Genomic DNA, 16,881 nt, shown 5'->3' with positions numbered 1-16,881 from the left:
GTGTGTTCGGCGCGCACACAGCAGCCGCGCCGAGCGCGACAACAGCAAAGGACTGATCACGATGCGTAAGAGCCTCAAGACCTCCATCACCCTCGCCACGACCGGCGCCCTCGTCCTCGGCGGTGCCGCGTTCGGGATCTCCTCCGCCCAGGCCGCGACCCCGAACGTGCACACGGTGTCCTCCTCGTCCGAGTCGAAGATCCCCGCACCCGTCGCCTCGGTCCCCGAGGTCCTCGGTGGCTCCACCGCCGTGAAGCTCGACTCCGGCTTCACCGACGCCCTCACCGCCCTGAAGCTCACCCCCGGCGTCTCCGGCGATGCGACCCTCGCCGACGGGTCGGTGTCGTTCCCGATCACCGCCGGGTCGGTCACCTACTGGTCCCCCGACGGCAACTACCGCCCCTACGTGCAGGGCCTGCTGAACCACGACGACTCGGGTCTGACCCTGAAGGCCGGCGACACCACCGTCACGCTGGAGAACTTCGTCGTGAACCCGGGCTCGTCCAAGCTCTACGGCGACGTCCTCGTCAACGGCAAGGTCGCCGCGGCCAACGCGTTCCTGTTCGAGCTGCACGGCGGCTCCCTCAAGCCCCTCCAGCTCGAGGGCGACAACGCCATCCTCACCGGCACCACCGTCCACATCTCCGAAGACGCCGCCGGCCTCCTGAACAAGACCTTCGGCACCGACGCCGTCAAGCGTGGCCTCCTCGTCGGCACCGCCACCATCACCGCCCAGATCAAGTAACACCTGCCGCAACACCGCTCGACACGAAGAGTCGCTCCGCCGATCAGGGCGGAGCGGCTCTTCGTCGTTCGCGGTTCCGCACCGGTACTGCTTCTCCCAGTGGCCGAGCCTACGATCGAGCGAATGCCCGCTCCTCGCTCGACCCCCACCGACGACCGACCCGGGCCGGACGACTTCATCCGCGTCCGAGGCGCCCGCGAGAACAACCTGCGCGACGTCGACGTGGACATCCCCCGCGACCGGATCGTCGCGTTCACCGGCGTCTCCGGTTCGGGCAAGTCCTCGCTCGCCTTCGGCACCGTCTTCGCCGAGGCCCAGCGGCGGTTCCTCGAGTCCGTCGCCCCGTACGCGCGGCGGCTGATCGCGCAGGGGTCCACCCCGCACGTCGACTCGATCACCGGACTGCCGCCCGCCGTCGCCCTGCAGCAGCGCCGCGGCGCCCCGAGCTCCCGCTCCACCGTCGGCACCATGACCACGCTGTCGAACTCGATGCGCATGCTCTACTCGCGTGCCGGCACCTACCCGTCCGGCGCCGACCGGCTCGAGTCGGACTCCTTCTCGCCGAACACCGTCGCCGGCGCCTGCCCCCGGTGCCACGGCATCGGGACCGCGCACGAGGTCACCGAGGCATCGGCCGTGCACGATCCGTCGCTGAGCATCCGCGACGGCGCGATCACCGCCTGGCCCGGTGCGTGGCAGGGCAAGAACCTGCGCGACGTCACCGCCGTGCTCGGCTACGACATCGACCGCCCGTGGCGCGAGCTGTCGCGCAAGGACCGCGACTGGCTGCTCTTCACCGAAGAACAACCCGTCGTCCAGGTGCAGCCGAAGCGCGACCGTGTGGCCAAGCCCTACAAGGGCCGGTTCTGGAGTGCCCGCCAGTTCGTGCTGCACACCCTCGCCGACTCGCAGAGCGAAACCCAGCGCAAGAAGGTGCTGCAGTTCGTCGAGTCCGGCCCGTGCGGGCTGTGCGGCGGAACCGGCCTGACCCGAGCCGCCCTCGCCGTCACGATCGGCGGCCACTCGATCGCCGAGCTGAACGCCCTGCCGTTGACCGGCCTGGCCGACGTCCTGCGCCCGATCGCGGCGATCACCGACGCGGCAGCGGCGACGTCGCGAGCATCGTCCGGCGAGCACACCGAGGTCGCCGTGGCGATCTCCCGCGACCTGCTCACCCGCGTCGAGGTCCTGGTCGGGCTGGGCCTCGGCTACCTCGCGCTCGACCGCGCCACCCCGACGCTCTCCCCCGGTGAGAGTCAGCGGCTGCGGATCGCGACGCAGCTGCGCTCCGGTCTGTTCGGTGTCGTCTACGTGCTCGACGAACCGAGCGCCGGGCTGCACCCCGCCGATGCGGAGTCTCTCGTCGACGTCCTCGACGACCTGCGCGCCGGCGGCAACAGCGTCTTCGTCGTCGAGCACGACATGAGCATCGTGCGGCGAGCCGACTGGATCGTCGATGTCGGCCCCCGCGCGGGCACCGGCGGCGGCACCGTCCTGTACAGCGGCCCGGTCGCCGGCCTGGCCGAGGTCGAGGCCTCGGTCACCCGGCGCTTCCTGGAGCCCCGGCAGCCGACCGCCGACCGCGCCGTCCGGTCCCCGATCGGCACCCTCGAACTCCGCGACCTCACCCTGCACAACCTGCGGGGGCTCGACGTCGACCTGCCGCTCGGTGTGCTCACCGCGGTCACCGGGGTCAGCGGCTCCGGCAAGTCGTCGCTCGTCGGTGGCGTGCTGCCCGGCGTCGCGACGTCGCACCCGCTCATCGACCGCGTCGTGCAGGTCGACCAGAAGCCGATCGGCCGGACGCCCCGCTCGAACCTCGCCACCTACACCGGCCTGTTCGACGCGGTCCGGGCCGCCTTCGCCCAGACCGACGAGGCGAAGGCCCGGGGCTGGACCGCCGGACGGTTCTCGTTCAACGTCGCCGGCGGCCGGTGCGAGGTCTGCCAGGGCGAGGGGTCGGTGTCCGTCGAACTCCTCTTCCTGCCGGGCAGCTGGGCACCGTGCCCCGAGTGCCACGGCTCCCGCTACACCGCCGAGACGCTCGAGGTCCGGTGGAACGGAGCGTCCATCGCCGACGTCCTCGGCATGACCGTCGACGAAGCGGCGCCGTTCCTGGCGTCCCTGCCCGCAGCCGGGCGCGGACTCGAGACCCTCCGCGAGGTCGGCCTCGGCTACCTGCGGCTCGGCCAGCCCGCTCCGGAGCTCTCCGGCGGCGAAGCGCAGCGCATCAAGCTCGCCACGGAACTGCAGCGTGCGCGGACCGGCCACACCCTGTACCTGCTCGACGAGCCCACCACCGGCCTGCACCCGGCCGACGTCGAGCTGCTCACCGCCCAGCTCGCCCGCCTGACCGAGGCGGGCAACACGGTCGTCGTGGTGGAGCACGCCATGGACGTCGTCGCGAGCGCCGACCACGTCATCGACATGGGCCCGTCGGGCGGCGACGACGGCGGCCGGGTCGTCGCCTCCGGCACGCCCGCCGAGGTCGCCGCGTCGACCACCAGCCGGACCGCGCCCTACCTGCGGGACCAGCTCGGTCGCTGACGCAGGAGTGCCCGCCAGGATCGCTCCTGGCGGGCACTTCGTGGCTGCCGCTGGTTACCGCTGGACCGCTTCCGGGGCGTCGTCGCGGAAGAAGTCGCTGCCACTGTGCGTGTAGCCGACCTCACCCGTCCGACGCCACTGCTTGCGGACGCGCTTGAAGGTGGTGATGCGTGCAGGTTCGACGTTCTCGTCGCTCGTGTAGGCGCTCATGGCTGATCTCCCTGTGTGATTGGCCGTGGTTCCTTGGCCCCCCGAATGGAGGCTAACGAGGGCCTCGGAGCCGAGTTCGCGATCCGTCCCGGAACGTCCGTGGAACGCAATTCCGGCCGCCTGATGGCCGCGGAACGCAGGCACGGACGCGACCAGGCGGGATGGACTGGAGGCCCGGATCACCGCCGGCAGACCGGCGGCGGCGAGTCACGCCTCCGGGCCGGTGCACCGGTGCGGACTCAGGAACGCAGGCCGAGCACCAGGTCGTGGACCACGCGCGCTGCGCGTGCCGCGGCGTCGTCCAGGTGCTCGCGGAACTCGGCGCCGTCCGGCGCGCAGAGGTCGCTGATGCACCGGACCGACACGAACGGCATGTCGTGCACGTGGGCGAACTGCGCGATGGCGGCCGACTCCATGTCGACCGCGGCCACGTCGGGGAACGCGACCCGGAGTGCGCGGGCACGGCCCTCGGTCACGAAGACCTCGCTCGAGCCGATCGTCGCCGATCGCAGCGGCCACGCGATGTCGGCGCCCATCGCGAGCTCGACGAGCCGGGCATCCGGCGCGTATCCGGTCGGCATGCCGGGGACCTGGCCCAGGGCGTAGCCGAACGCGGTGGCGTCGGCGTTGAGGTTGACGTACCGGTCGCCGACCACGACGTCACCGATGGCGACACCGTGCATGAGCCCGCCGGCGGTCCCGACGCTGATGACCGGGATGCCCGGGCCGAAGTCGTGGAAGCCGTGGGCGACCGCTGCCGTGGCGTTCGTGAATCCGATGCCGCTGCGGCGCACGACGACCGTGGCGCCGCCGATGTCGAGCAGCTGGTGCGGGTCGTGGCCACCGACGGGGCCGTCGAGGACGGGGACGCCGCCGAAGAGGTCGGCGAAGGCCGAGACCTCTTCGCTCATGGCCGCGATGATGATCGCGACGGGTTGCTGCTGCACTGATCGATCCTCCCACGCCGGGCGCGCGCGGACGTGCAGGTCGGGTCGTCGCGGTCGCTACCGGCGGGGGTCCTGGCGGGGGTCCTGCCGGGCCAGCTCGTCGGCGACGAAGGCGGCGAGCGCGTCGGCGCCGAAGTGGTCGTCGGCGGTGATGGTGACGACGGTGCCGGTGTCATTGCTCGCCTCGGTCTCGTCGAACAGCAGCATCTGCCCGTACGCACCGTGCAGGCGCCAGAGTCGGCCGGGACCACCCCACCCCGCCAGCGCGTACCGCTCGTACCCGGGGCCGGTGCCCTCGCGCTCCACCCAGTCGGTGTGCATCGCGTCGCACCACCGCGCGCTGACGATCCGCTGTCCGTCGACGACCCCGCGGTCGCGGATCAGGTGCCCGACGCGGGCGAGTTCCTCGGTGCTGAGCGACAGCCCCTCGCCCGCGGCGACGAACCCGTTCGGGCAGCGCTGCCATTCGACGTCCCGGAGGCCGAGCGGCGCGAACAGCCGTTCGGTGACGAACGCGCCGACGTCGCCGACCCGGGTCTCGAGCACGCGCATCGCGGTGTAGGTGCTGGCGTTCGCGTACTGGAACACCCGGCCGCGGGACGGGCGCCGCAGGAACTCGGCCGCCAGGTCCGGCCAGTCCGTCAGCTCGGTCGGCGACCAGGGCATGTCGATCCCGCTGGTCATCGTGAGCAGGTGGCGGAGGGTGACCCGGTCGACGCCGTCGCCGAGCGCGAGGCCGGTCTCCGCCCCGAGGCCGGCGCCGGCCAGGTACGTCGCGATCGGTTCGTCGAGGTCGACCAGGCCGTCGTCGGCGGCGATGCCGGCGGCCAGGACGCAGACGCCCTTGGCGGCGGAGTGGACCTCGCGCCGGACGTCGGGGGTCCAGTGGTGCTCGGCAACGTCGTCCACGGTGCCGTTGGTGCCCGGAGCCGAAGTCCGCGTGCGCACGTGGATGCCGTGTGCGGCGAACCCCGTCGCGTCGATGTGCCGGACGACGGCGTCGAGGATGGTCGCGGCGGTGTGCACACCCCATCTTCTCGTGGCCGGGCGGCTGCGGGGACGGGCAGGGGCCGCCGCGTACCGTCCGGTTCGTGTCCGACGAACAGCCCCGCCGCCCCGATCCCACCCGCGTCGGCGACCAGCCCGCACTCCGGACGGCTTCGGGCTCGAACTGGCTCGTGTGGGGAGCCGTCACGGCCGTCATCGTCGCCGCGGTGATGGTGCTCATGGCGATCCGAGCGCCGGCGATCGGATGGCCGGCGCTGGTGCTCGTCGTCGTGTTGTTCGTGGCGATGGTCGTGGTGCGGACGGCCGTCCGGCCGCAGCGGGCCCGACTCGTCACCCTGGCCGTGCTCGACCTCGGCATCGTGGTCGTCGGACTGGTGGCGACCCTGGCGGTCCTGTACTCGACCCCGGTGGGCTGATGCTGCGGTAGCTTGTTGATAACGCTTCTCACTAAGATGGGGCTCAGCGGCCACACGACGGTGGCCGTTCCATCGACGCAGCCGCAGCTGCTGGGAAGACCGACCCCATGCCAGCACCACACCCCACTGAGACCCTCGACGCCCTCGTGGTCGGAGCCGGACCGGCCGGCGTCGGCACCGGCCTGGCACTCCACGCCGTCGACGGCCTGCTGTTCGGCGTCGTCGAACGCGGCGTCGTCGGGGACACGTTCCGGCGGTGGCCCGAGCACCAGCGGTTCCTGACGCCGTCCTTCACCGGGAACGGGTTCGGGGCCACCGACCTCAACGCGGTCCACCCGCACACCTCACCCGCCTACAGCCTGGGGACCGACTACCCCTCGGGGCCGGAGTACGCCCGGTACCTGCGCGGCGTCGTCGCGGCCTTCCACCTGCCGACCCTGCTCGACACCGAGGTCGAGCGCATCGAGCCGGACGACGACGGCTTCCGCGTGACCACGAGCCGCGGCCCCGTCATCACCCGCAACGTGGTCTGGGCCGGCGGCGAGTTCTCCGACCCGATCCTGCCCCGTTGCGCGGGCACCTCGCTCGGGGTGCACGCGTCCGCCGAGGCAGCCTGGGTGGCGCAGTCCGGACACGTGGTGGTCGTGGGTGGCTTCGAGTCCGGCATCGACCTGGCGTGCCACCACGTCGAGCAGGGGGCGACGGTGACGGTCGTCGACCCGTCCCACCCCTGGGACGCCGGCAGCGGGTCCGACCCGTCGTTCCGCCTCGCCCCGCGGACCCGTCAGCGGCTCGCGGCCGCGCGGGCCAGCGGACGCCTCGCCCTGGTCGACGACGGACAGGTCACCGGCATCAAACGGTCCAGAGAGGGGTTCACCGTCGGCGTCGCCGGACGGACCGCCTTGGTGTCGGACGTGCCACCGATCCTCGCCACCGGGTACGGCCCGGGGCTCGGGCCGGCCGCGAGCCTGTTCGACACCCGCGCTGACGGCTGGCCGCTGCTCACCGAGGACGACGAGTCGACCACCACGCCCGGGCTGTTCCTGGCAGGCACGGCGCTCCGGCACGGTGGGCTGCAGTTCTGCTTCGTGTACAAGTTCCGGCAGCGGTTCGCCCACGTCGCCCGCGTCATCGGCGAACGAGCCGGGCGCGACTGCGGCGCCCTGCAGGAGTGGGACGACGCCGGGATGCTCACCGACGACCTGAGCTGCTGCGGTGTCGAATGCGCGTGCTGATGCCCGCACAGCGGCCCGCCCACCCCGCCGGTGCACGGCTCTGGGCCACCCCCGCGATCGTCGGCGGCGCCATCCTGGTCGGGTCGGTGATCGGCGGGGCCTCCCCCGCGAGCGGCGACGCCATGGGCTCCGTGGTGGACCCGTTGGTGATCACCCTGGTCGTCGCCCTGTTCGTCGACGTCCCGCTGCGCCGCCTCCCACGGACGACGGGCGCGTGGAAGGTCATCGGCATCGCCTGGAGCATGAACTTCCTGCTCGCCCCGCTCGTCGCGTTCCTGCTCACCCGCGTGGCCCTGCCCGGGCACCCCGCCGTCCAACTCGGCGTGATGCTGTACTTCCTGGCACCCTGCACCGATTGGTTCCTGGCGTTCACCCGCCTGAGCGACGGGGACACCGCTGTCGGGGCGACCCTGCTGCCGATCAACATGGTCACCCAGCTGCTGCTGTTCCCGGTGTGGATCACGGTCCTGGGCGGCAACGCCGGCATTGATGCCGTGGGGACCGTCGGCACCCTGCTGCAGTGGTTCGTCCTGCCCGCCGGGATCGCCGTGGTTGTCCGCCTCGGGATCTCACTGCTGCCGGACGGCGCTCGAGCCCGCGCCGCCACCCTGCCCGGCCGCGCGGTTCCCTGGATCGTGGGCGCGATGGTCGCCGGGCTCTTCGCCTCGCACATCGCGCTGCTGCTGGCGAACCTGCCGGTGTTCGTCGCCGTGCTGGGGTGCGCGGTGGTCTTCTTCGCCGTCATGTTCATCGCAGCCGAGTGGGCGTCACGCCTCGCCGCCCTGTCGTACCCGCGGTCGGCGCTGCTCGCGATGACGACGGCGGCCCGCAACGCGCCCCTGATGATCGGGCTGACGAGTGCCGCACTTCCCCACCAGGCGCTGGTCACCACGGCGATCGTCGTCGGCATGCTCGTCGAGTTCCCGCACCTGCTCGCGGTCCGCCACCTGCTGCTGCGTCGGCGACGTGGTCAGCACGCCGAGCGACGCCTGCGCGGCACCGCAGCGTGGGGGCACCCGTGACGCATCGGGTCCGACTCGTCGTCGTGCCCACCGAGCGGCGGGTGATCGAGACCGAGCACGACGACCGGCGGACGGCGCTCCTGCTGGCGCTCGGCCAGGTGCCGCTCGGGTGCACGGTCACCGACGTCGACGTGCTGCCGGAACACGAGGACACAGATGGCTGCCCGGCGGAGCCGGACGCGGTCTGAACGGGGCGCTCCGACGGCGCTGGTGCGGCCCGAGACGGTCGCGACGCCGGACGGGAGGCCCGTGACAGCCCGCACCGCGCCTCCAGTCCGGTGCAGGTCGCGACCAGTGCACGTGGCCGGCTACGCGCTGTCGGTCACCGTCGGCTGCGCCTGTCGCAGCCCGGTGACCAGGAGGGTCACGATCGTCCGGACGTCGTAGTCGGGGTCCTGGGGACTCCACGCCACCAGGTCGCCCACGGCCCGGAGCAGCTGGTACGGCGGGGTCGGTGCAGCCACCTCGCCGGAGGCCCGCGCGGCGTCGAGCAGCCGGCCGAGCACGGGCACCAGCTCGTCGACGAACAGCGTGTGCAGCGCCGTGAAGCCGTCGGCGTCGCCCTCCCAGACACGCGCCAGGCCGTGCTTGGTGCCGAGGAAGTCGACGAACTGGTGCACCCAGCGCAGCAGGGCGGCGAACGGTGTCGGCTCGGAGTCGAGCAGCGCCGGCCCGGCGTCGACCAGGGCCTCGATCTGGTGCCGGTAGACGGCGACGACCAGGTCCGAACGGGTCGGGAAGTGCCGGTAGAGCGTGCCCACCCCGACACCGGCGGCGGTGGCGACCTCGCGCACCGGTGCGCCGACGCCCGAGGCCGTGAAGACCGCGGCAGCGGCGTCGAGGATCGTGCGCTCGTTGCGCTCGACGTCGCGACGGCGACGCGGCACGGGGTCGGTCGACGGGCTGCTCATGCGTCGATCATCGCACGACACCGACGCGATGCGGAACAATGCTCCGCTTCTTCTTGCAATCCGGATCGTTGTTCCGTATCGTTCCGGAACGTCGCTCCGTTTCGGACGACGATCGCTCCGACCACGGGCGACACCGCATCCCGGAAAGGCCCACATGGCACCCACAGCACCTCGACCGCAGGTCATCAGCGTGCGCCCCGTCACGCTTCCCGCACCCTCGCGCGGTCAGGACCTCGAGGTCCGGATCACCGCACCGACGACCGGCACGGACCTGCCCGTCATCGTCTTCGCCCACGGCTTCGGCCAGTCCATGACCGGCGGCGACCCCCTGGTCGACCACTGGACCGCGAACGGCTTCGTCGTCGTCCAACCGACCTTCCTCGACGCGAAGGCCTACGGTCTGACGCTCGAGGACCCGCGCTACCCGACCCTCTGGCAGACGCGCGTCGACGACCTCGAGCGGGTACTCGACGACCTCGACCAGATCATCGACGCGGTCCCCGGCCTGAGCGGGCGTGTCGACACCGCGCGCCTCGCCGCGGTCGGACACTCGTGGGGCGGACAGTCCGTGGGCATGCTGCTCGGGGCCCGCGTCCTGGACGCCGACGGGCGGCCGGGCGAGGACCGCACCGACCACCGCGTGCGCGCCGGGGTCCTGCTGTCCACCACCGGGATCGCGCGCGGCGACCTCGCGCCGTTCGCGCAGGAGCACTTCGCGTTCATGAGCCCCGACTTCAGCCAGCTGCACACCCCGTCACTGGTCGTCGCCGGCGACCACGATCAGTCCCAGCTCTCGACGCGAGGTCCGGACTGGTTCACCGACGTCTACCACCTGAGCCCCGGCGCGCGGCACCTGGTGACCGTCCACGGCGGCGAGCACCTGCTCGGCGGGATCCAGGACTACGAGTCGACCGCCACCACGGACGAGAGCCCCGAGCGTGTGGACCTCGTCCGCCACACCACGACGGCGTTCCTCCGGACCGAGCTCGGCCTCGACCCCGACGCGTGGTCGGCGATCGCCGACGCCGTCGGCCCTGCTGCCACCGTCGGCCACATCGAATCGAAGGAGCACCACTCGTGAACACCGACCAGCACCCCCTGCCCAGCGGCTTCACCGCCGCGTCCACCGCCGCCGACGTCCTGGACGGCGTCGACCTGACCGGCCGGAACGTCGTCGTGACCGGCGGACACAGCCGGCTCGGCCGCGAGACCAGCCGCGCCCTCGCGGCGGCCGGCGCCGACGTCACCGTCGCCTCCCGTGACGTCGACCGGGCATCCGCAGCCGTCGCCGACATCCCGGGCATCCACGTCGAGGCCCTCGACCTCACCGACCCGTCGTCGGTCGATGCCTTCGCCGCGCGCTGGTCGGCCTCCGGCCGCCCGCTGCACATGCTCGTGAACAGTGCCGCGATGCTCTTCACCCCGGACCGCCGGCTCGACGGCCGCGGCAACGAACTGGCGTTCTCGACGACGCACCTCGGGCACTTCCAGCTCACGCGGGCGCTCCTCCCCGCCCTCCTGGAGGCCCGGGGTGCGCGGGTCCTGACCGTCACCTCCGGTGCGGCGCGGTTCGGGCAGATCCGGTGGGACGACCTGACGTTCGCGCACGGGTACGACCCGGTCACCGCGTACGGGCAGTCGAAGCGGGCGAACGTCCTGTTCACGGTGGAGCTCGACCGGCGGTACGCCGACCAGGGCATCCGAGCCTTCGCCGCGCACCCGGGTGTCATCATCGGACCCGGCCCGCACGACGTTTCCCGGATCGCCTCGTACCGCGAGCAGGGACTGGTCGACGACCACGGGGTGACCGTCATCGACCCCGAGGTCGGCAAGAAGACCGTCGAGCAGGGCGCAGCGACGCTCGTGTTCGGTGCCGCGAGCCCGCTGCTCGACGGCGTCGGCGGGGTCTACCTCAAGGACAGCGACGTCGCCGTGATCGACGACCGGGTCCTGCCCCTCACAGCGGACCGCATCCCGTCCGACGCGAACTCGGCGATGGTCGACGCCGACGATGCCCGGCGCCTGTGGGAGGTCAGCGAGGGACTCCTGGTCTGATCGCCGTCGGCCGGGGGCCTCGTCTGCCCACTGTTCTCGTGGTCCTCGCTACTGTGTGACGGTGCTGACCGTGCGGATCGAGAGCCCCCGACAGGACGACGTCCTGCACCTGCTGCAGCAGGGCGACGACTACGGACTGAGCCTCTACCCGGCCGAGAACTACCACGCCCTCGACGTCGACGACCTGGACCAGCCCGACGTCACGTTCCTGGTGGCGCGCGAGGACGGCACCGCCCTCGGCACGGTGGCGCTCGTCGACGCCGGCGACGGCACCGGCGAGGTCAAGCGCATGTTCGTGAGCGACGCCGCGCGTGGGCTCGGCGTGGGGACGCGGTTGCTCGACGCCCTGCACGACCGGGCCCGCGCGGTCGGTATCGGGACCGTCCGGCTCGAGACCGGTCTGCCGCAGGCCGCGGCGATCGCGCTGTACCGGAAGGCCGGGTACGCGGACATCCCCCGGTTCGGCCCGTACGTCGACGACCCGACGAGCGTGTGCATGGAGCAGCAGCTCGTCTGATCGGTGCTCGGTCCCGACGTAGGATCGCGTGTGAGCTCCGAGCACCCCGAACCCAGCGGCATCGACCCCGACGACCTGACCGTCGCGCTCCGGGTGCTCGAGCAGCTGCCGTCGATCGACGAGACGCACCCGGACTTCATCCGGGTCCGCCAGGCCACCGCGAAGATGTTCAAGGCCGTCAAGCGCGCGCACCGTCTCGAGAAGCGCGGCGTCATCGCCGAGGCCGACCGCCGAGTGATCGCCGCCACCGCCACCGGGGCCGCCGACCGGATCGACGACGAGACCCGCGGCGTCCTGATCAGCGCCTCGACCGCGTCGACCACCGCGGGCACGCTGCTGAAGGCACGGCCCTGCTACATGTGCAAGCAGCACTACACGGTCGTCGACGCGTTCTACCACCAGCTCTGCCCGGCGTGCGCCCGCATGAGCCACGCGAAGCGCGACGCCCGGACGGACCTGACCGGCAAGCGGGCACTGCTCACCGGCGGTCGCGCGAAGATCGGCATGTACATCGCCCTCCGGCTGCTGCGCGACGGGGCCCACACCACCATCACCACGCGGTTCCCCCGCGACGCGGTGCGCCGGTTCGCGAGCCTGCCCGACTCCGCCGACTGGATGGACCGTCTGAAGGTCGTCGGCATCGACCTGCGCGACCCCGCGCAGGTGATCGGGCTCGCCGAGGACGTCGCCGCGTCCGGTCCCCTCGACATCCTGATCAACAACGCCACCCAGACCGTGCGCCGGTCGACCGGCGCCTACCAGCCGCTGGTCGACGCGGAACTCGCGCCGCTGCCCGACGGACCGCTGCCCGAACTCGTGACCTTCGGGCACACGAACGACCAGCACCCGCTGGCGCTCGCCCGCTCGGTTGCCGCGCACCCGATCCTCGCGGCCGCCGCAGCCCGAGCCGACGAGCTGACCGAACAGGCGATGGCGCCGGGGTCGAGCTCGCTCGAACGGCTCGCCCTGGGCACCGCGATCGACGCCGGCGGCCTGGTCCCCGACCTGCACGACGAGAACTCGTGGACCCAGCAGGTGGACGAGGTCGACCCGCTCGAGATGCTCGAGGTCCAGCTGGCCAACACCACGGCGCCGTTCATCCTCATCTCGAAGCTCCGCCCCGCCATGGCCGCGAGCACGGGACGCCGCACCTACGTGGTGAACGTCAGCGCCATGGAAGGGGTGTTCGGCCGCGCCTACAAGGGGCCGGGGCACCCGCACACGAACATGGCGAAGGCCGCCGTGAACATGCTCACCCGCACGAGCGCGCAGGAGATGTTCGAGACCGACAACATCCTGATGACGAGCGTCGACACCGGCTGGATCACCGACGAACGGCCGCACCCCACGAAGGTCCGGCTCGCCGAAGAAGGCTTCCACGCGCCACTCGATCTGGTCGACGGGGCAGCCCGCGTCTACGACCCGATCGTCCGGGGCGAAGCCGGCGAGGACGTGTTCGGTGTCTTCCTGAAGGACTACGCGCCGAGTTCGTGGTGACGAGCGGCTGACCGTTGGATCCGTCACCATCCGCACAGGATCGACATCGGATCAATCCGTTCAGTCAACGTCAGCGGAGCCAACCCGGAGTTCTGAAATGCTGGAAGTCTTCTTCCTCTCGTCCATGGACAGCAAGCGGTTCTCGACCGTCTTCCGGTGCAGGGTGGAACGACCGATCGAGCTGCCGAACGGTCACCATGCGCTGATGGTGAGCTGCGATCCGCCGTTGAACGGTCAGGAACTCGGCCACCCGCTCGGCGTCGGAGAGTTGTTGCTCTGGAGTCGGTTCGAGGACGAAGACCTCTGGACGTTCCCCGCCTTCCCGCACTTCGTGCAGATCAGCCTGCCTGACGCGGACGTGCGTCTCCATGCCATGCCCGCGAGCATCGCATGGGGCGAGATCTACAAGACCGAAGCAGACGCGCACGCCCATGAGATGAGCGCTCGCCCGCGCTCCTCGCCCGAGTGATTGAGTTACTCGGCAAGCGCCACCAGTCACGCGAACCTCGCGACGAGGCAGCAGGAGGCGATCCGATCGAGGTCACGACCATGCCCCTGGACATACCAGTGGCGGCCTGACCCCGCTGAAGATGCCACGGGAGGTCCGAGCACGTCCGGAGGCTCCACGGAGCGAACACACCGAACCGATTCCGTCGATAGACCGATCACCCCGTCGTCCGCTCCGCCTCCAGGATTCGAACCCGGACCTAACGGCACCAAAGGCCGTCGTGCTGCCATTACACCAAGGCGGAACACACCCGGAGGTGCTCCTCCATCCTCCCACGACCGACGAGGCTGGCTGTCCGCTCCGGGTTCGGCCAAGATGGAGAGATGCCGCATGAGGACGAGGTCGATCGCATCGTCGCGGCGTGGGGTCGTGAGCGTGCCGACCTCGACTTCGGCCCGCTCGAGGTGCTGTCCCGCGTGGACCGGCTTGCCCGGCACCTGGACCGCGCCAGGCGGACGGCGTTCGACGCGAGCGACATGGAACCGTGGGAGTTCGACGTCCTGTCGGCACTGCGGCGGGCGGGTGAGCCCTACGAGCTGAGCCCGAAGACCCTGCTGCAGCAGACCCTGGTGTCGAGCGGCACGATGACGAACCGGGTGGACCGCCTGGCGGCCCGCGGCTTCGTGGGGCGACGGACCGACCCGAAGGACGGCCGCGGCATCCTCGTCTCGCTGACGGGCAAGGGCCGGGTGGCGGTGGACGCGGCGATCGCAGACCTGCTGGCTGCCGAGCGCGACATCCTGTCCGGGGTCTCCGCCGACGAGCAGGGCCAGTTGGCCGGGCTGCTCCGCCGACTCATCCTGGGCCTCGGGGACTGACCGACAGCGTGACACGCGCCGAGCGGCCCCGGCGTAGCGTGCGCCGCATGCACGCCATCACCCTCGCCGTCGCCGACGTCGCTCGATCGGTCGAGTTCTACCGCGCCCTGCTCGGCATCGAGGGCAGCGGCGTCATCGGCACCGAGTACCCCGCCACCGAGACGCAGGCCGGCGGCACCACGGCGATGTTCACCCTCGACGACGGCCTGATCGTCAGCGTCTACGGCCGGGACGACATGGCGAAGGACTCCGGCGTGCAGCTGGCCACGGCACCGAGCAGCACGATCGGGCACTTCACGAGCAGTCAGGCCGAGGCCGAGGCGTTCCTCGAACGGGCGCAGGCAGCGGGCGCCACGATGCCGGAACCGCCGTACACGCGCCCGTGGGGCATGTGGTCCGGCTTCTTCCAGGACCCGGACGGCCACCTGTGGGAGGTCGTGGCGAACCCCGGCGGCGGGGCCCCCGAGGACACCACCCCGACGGACAACGGCCAGGACGCGGTCGACCCCGCGTCCGTCGAGTAGACCGCCTCAGACCCCGAGCAGCTCCGCGACCTCGAGCCAGCGCTCCTCGAGCTGCTCGACCTCGGCCTCGAGCGCAGCGAGCTTCGCCTGCAGTTCGCCGAGTCCGGCGTAGTCGGACTGGTCGTGCGTCGCGAACTGGTCGAGCAGCTTCTTGCGGTCCGCGCCGACCTTCGCGATCTTCCGGTCGAGCGCCGACATCTCCTTCTCGGCCGTCCGCCGGTCCGCTCCCGACAGGGCGGACGCACCGGCGGCAGTCGACCCGGCCACGGCACCGGCCGAGCCGGTCCCGCCCACGGTGTCGGGCCTCCCGGCAGACGCGGCGGCAGCCGCAGAGGCGGTCCCGCCACCGGTGCCGGCCTCGCGCAGACGCATGTACTCGTCGACGCCGCCGGGCAGATGGCGCAGGTGCCCGCCGAGCACGGCGTACTGCTGGTCGGTCACGCGCTCGAGCAGGTACCGGTCGTGGCTGACGACCAGCAGAGTGCCGGGCCAGGTGTCGAGCAGGTCCTCCATGGCGGCGAGCATGTCGGTGTCGAGGTCGTTGGTGGGCTCGTCGAGGATGAGCACGTTCGGCTCGTCGAGCAGGATGAGCATGAGCTGCAGGCGCCGCTTCTGCCCACCGGACAGGTCCTTGACCGGCGTGGAGAGCTGCTCCGAGGTGAAGCCGAGCCGCTCGAGCAGCTGCGACGGCGTCATCTCCTTGCCGTCGGCGACGTAGCTCGTCTTCTTGCGGGCCACCACCTCGCGCACGCGGTCGTCGGCGAACTGCTGCAGGTCGGCGAGCTGCTGGTCGAGGACCGCGACCTGCACCGTCTTGCCGGTCTTCACCCGCCCGCTCGTCGGCTGCAGCCGCCCGGAGACCAGGTTGAGCAGCGTGGACTTGCCGGCGCCGTTCGGGCCGAGGATGCCGGTCCGCTCCCCCGGAGCGATGCGCCACTCGATGCGGTCGAGGATCTGCGTACCGTCGAACGAGACACTCACGTCGAGCAGGTCGACGACGTCCTTGCCGAGGCGCGCGGTCGCCGTCCGGGACAGCGCGACCGTGTCGCGGATCGGCGGGACGTCGTCGATCAGGGCGTTCGCCGCGTCGATGCGGAACTTCGGCTTGCTCGTGCGGGCCGGGGCACCGCGGCGGAGCCACGCGAGCTCCTTGCGGGCCAGGTTCTGGCGGCGCTGCTCGATCGTGGCCGCCTGCCGGTCACGCTCCACGCGCTGCAGGATGTACGCGGCGTAGCCACCTTCGAAGGGGTCGACGACGCCGTCGTGGACCTCCCACGTGTCGGTCGACACCGCGTCGAGGAACCACCGGTCGTGCGTCACGACGACCATGCCGCCCTGGTTCGACGACCAGCGGCGGTTGATGTGCCCGGCGAGCCACTCGATGCCCTCGACGTCCAGGTGGTTGGTCGGCTCGTCCAGGAACAGGACGTCCCAGTCGCCGACCAGCAGCCGCGCGAGGGCCACACGGCGACGCTGCCCACCGGACAGCTCGTCGACGCTGACGTCCCACGGGATGTCCGAGACCAGACCGCCGATGATGTCGCGGATCTTCGGGTCACCGGCCCACTCGTGCTCCTCGAGGTCGCCGACGACGGTGCTGCCGACGGTCGCGCCCTCGGGCAGGATGTCGCGCTGGTCCAGGTAGCCGATGGTCAGCCCGCGCCGGTGCGTGACGCGGCCGCCGTCCGGCTCGAGGCGCTGGGACAGCAGTGCGAGGAGGGTCGACTTGCCGTCGCCGTTCCGGCCGACGACGCCGATCCGGTCACCCTCGTCGATGCCGAGGGTGACGTTGTCGAAGACGACCTTGGTGGGGAACTCGAGATGCAGGTTCTCGGCGCCGAGGAGATGTGCCACGCGTCAAGGGTAGGTGGCGCGGCGGGGTGGTGGGTGCGGGGCGGGTGGTTCGGGTGTTCGGCCGGCT

General features: G+C 71.6%; 18 protein-coding genes and 1 tRNA gene. 13 read left to right on the top strand and 6 right to left on the bottom strand.

The window, feature by feature from the left end; all coding sequences use genetic code 11:
* The first annotated feature begins 61 nt into the window (after window positions 1-61).
* Together ABRP24_RS07485 and ABRP24_RS07480 are read left to right on the top strand one after the other, a co-directional pair.
* The gene (locus ABRP24_RS07485) at window positions 62-745 is read left to right on the top strand and encodes a hypothetical protein (protein ID WP_110865654.1); all 684 of its coding nucleotides are present in this window, start codon (window positions 62-64) and stop codon (window positions 743-745) included.
* 123 nt (window positions 746-868) lie between these two features.
* Complete coding sequence (locus tag ABRP24_RS07480) at window positions 869-3,292, top strand: excinuclease ABC subunit UvrA (RefSeq protein WP_349846959.1); 2,424 nt, start codon at window positions 869-871, stop codon at window positions 3,290-3,292.
* Between the two features lie 54 nt (window positions 3,293-3,346).
* On the opposite strand, the gene ABRP24_RS07475 is transcribed toward ABRP24_RS07480, so the two are convergent.
* The 3 genes from ABRP24_RS07475 to ABRP24_RS07465 all read right to left on the bottom strand — a co-directional run bounded on the left by ABRP24_RS07475 (window position 3,347) and on the right by ABRP24_RS07465 (window position 5,475).
* Entirely contained in the window at window positions 3,347-3,502 is a 156-nt protein-coding gene (locus ABRP24_RS07475) for a hypothetical protein (protein WP_155896774.1), read from the bottom strand.
* Window positions 3,503-3,741: 239 nt separating this feature from the next.
* The gene (gene mtnN, locus ABRP24_RS07470; protein WP_083404427.1) at window positions 3,742-4,449 is read right to left on the bottom strand and encodes a 5'-methylthioadenosine/S-adenosylhomocysteine nucleosidase; all 708 of its coding nucleotides are present in this window, start codon (window positions 4,447-4,449) and stop codon (window positions 3,742-3,744) included.
* 57 nt (window positions 4,450-4,506) lie between these two features.
* A complete protein-coding gene (locus ABRP24_RS07465; protein ID WP_349846962.1) occupies window positions 4,507-5,475 on the bottom strand; it encodes a serine hydrolase domain-containing protein in 969 nt (322 codons plus the stop codon).
* Between the two features lie 65 nt (window positions 5,476-5,540).
* Between ABRP24_RS07465 and ABRP24_RS07460 the strand changes: the two genes are divergently transcribed.
* From ABRP24_RS07460 to ABRP24_RS07445, 4 genes are all read left to right on the top strand, one after another.
* Window positions 5,541-5,873: a hypothetical protein gene (locus ABRP24_RS07460; RefSeq protein WP_027465100.1), complete on the top strand. Its 333-nt coding sequence runs from the start codon at window positions 5,541-5,543 to the stop codon at window positions 5,871-5,873.
* A 107-nt stretch (window positions 5,874-5,980) separates the two neighbouring features.
* Window positions 5,981-7,108 (top strand): NAD(P)/FAD-dependent oxidoreductase, encoded by a 1,128-nt coding sequence (locus ABRP24_RS07455; RefSeq protein WP_349846965.1) that lies wholly within the window; start codon window positions 5,981-5,983, stop codon window positions 7,106-7,108.
* Complete coding sequence (locus ABRP24_RS07450) at window positions 7,108-8,130, top strand: hypothetical protein (RefSeq protein ID WP_349846967.1); 1,023 nt, start codon at window positions 7,108-7,110, stop codon at window positions 8,128-8,130. The genes ABRP24_RS07455 and ABRP24_RS07450 overlap by 1 nt, the downstream gene beginning before the upstream one ends.
* Window positions 8,127-8,318, top strand: coding sequence for a hypothetical protein (locus tag ABRP24_RS07445; protein WP_349846970.1), 192 nt, complete (start codon window positions 8,127-8,129; stop codon window positions 8,316-8,318). Before ABRP24_RS07450 ends, ABRP24_RS07445 begins: the two co-directional genes overlap by 4 nt.
* 120 nt (window positions 8,319-8,438) lie before the next feature.
* Here the strand turns inward: ABRP24_RS07445 and ABRP24_RS07440 are convergent, their stop codons facing one another.
* Window positions 8,439-9,041, bottom strand: coding sequence for a TetR/AcrR family transcriptional regulator (locus ABRP24_RS07440; protein WP_111056882.1), 603 nt, complete (start codon window positions 9,039-9,041; stop codon window positions 8,439-8,441).
* A 154-nt stretch (window positions 9,042-9,195) separates the two neighbouring features.
* Here ABRP24_RS07440 and ABRP24_RS07435 point away from each other — a divergent pair, with 154 nt between their 5' ends.
* The 5 genes from ABRP24_RS07435 (at window position 9,196) to ABRP24_RS07415 (ending at window position 13,579) form a co-directional block, all read left to right on the top strand.
* Complete coding sequence (locus ABRP24_RS07435; RefSeq protein WP_349846972.1) at window positions 9,196-10,122, top strand: chlorophyllase; 927 nt, start codon at window positions 9,196-9,198, stop codon at window positions 10,120-10,122.
* Window positions 10,119-11,096, top strand: coding sequence for an SDR family NAD(P)-dependent oxidoreductase (locus ABRP24_RS07430; RefSeq protein WP_349846974.1), 978 nt, complete (start codon window positions 10,119-10,121; stop codon window positions 11,094-11,096). The genes ABRP24_RS07435 and ABRP24_RS07430 overlap by 4 nt, the downstream gene beginning before the upstream one ends.
* A gap of 61 nt (window positions 11,097-11,157) precedes the next feature.
* Window positions 11,158-11,613 (top strand): GNAT family N-acetyltransferase, encoded by a 456-nt coding sequence (locus ABRP24_RS07425; protein ID WP_111100045.1) that lies wholly within the window; start codon window positions 11,158-11,160, stop codon window positions 11,611-11,613.
* A 30-nt stretch (window positions 11,614-11,643) separates the two neighbouring features.
* Complete coding sequence (locus tag ABRP24_RS07420; protein WP_349846977.1) at window positions 11,644-13,110, top strand: SDR family NAD(P)-dependent oxidoreductase; 1,467 nt, start codon at window positions 11,644-11,646, stop codon at window positions 13,108-13,110.
* A gap of 97 nt (window positions 13,111-13,207) precedes the next feature.
* Window positions 13,208-13,579 carry a hypothetical protein gene (locus ABRP24_RS07415; RefSeq protein ID WP_214522742.1) on the top strand — a complete coding sequence of 124 codons (372 nt, stop codon included), beginning with the start codon at window positions 13,208-13,210 and terminating at the stop codon, window positions 13,577-13,579.
* A 211-nt stretch (window positions 13,580-13,790) separates the two neighbouring features.
* Here the strand turns inward: ABRP24_RS07415 and ABRP24_RS07410 are convergent.
* Window positions 13,791-13,862, bottom strand: a tRNA-Gln gene (locus ABRP24_RS07410).
* A 79-nt stretch (window positions 13,863-13,941) separates the two neighbouring features.
* Here ABRP24_RS07410 and ABRP24_RS07405 point away from each other — a divergent pair.
* Window positions 13,942-14,436, top strand: coding sequence for a MarR family winged helix-turn-helix transcriptional regulator (locus ABRP24_RS07405; protein WP_027465090.1), 495 nt, complete (start codon window positions 13,942-13,944; stop codon window positions 14,434-14,436).
* 47 nt (window positions 14,437-14,483) lie between these two features.
* Entirely contained in the window at window positions 14,484-14,960 is a 477-nt protein-coding gene (locus ABRP24_RS07400) for a VOC family protein (RefSeq protein ID WP_349846982.1), read from the top strand.
* Window positions 14,961-14,966: 6 nt separating this feature from the next.
* Here ABRP24_RS07400 and ABRP24_RS07395 read toward each other — a convergent pair whose 3' ends face one another.
* Window positions 14,967-16,814, bottom strand: coding sequence for an ABC-F family ATP-binding cassette domain-containing protein (locus tag ABRP24_RS07395; protein WP_111040183.1), 1,848 nt, complete (start codon window positions 16,812-16,814; stop codon window positions 14,967-14,969).
* Between the last annotated feature and the right edge of the window lie 67 nt (window positions 16,815-16,881).

Origin of the sequence: Curtobacterium sp. WHRI 8282, assembly GCF_040223925.2 — a bacterium.
GTDB lineage: Bacteria > Actinomycetota > Actinomycetes > Actinomycetales > Microbacteriaceae > Curtobacterium > Curtobacterium flaccumfaciens.
Note: the sequence above shows the minus strand (reverse complement) of the source record. Positions and strands in the feature narration are given on the sequence as shown.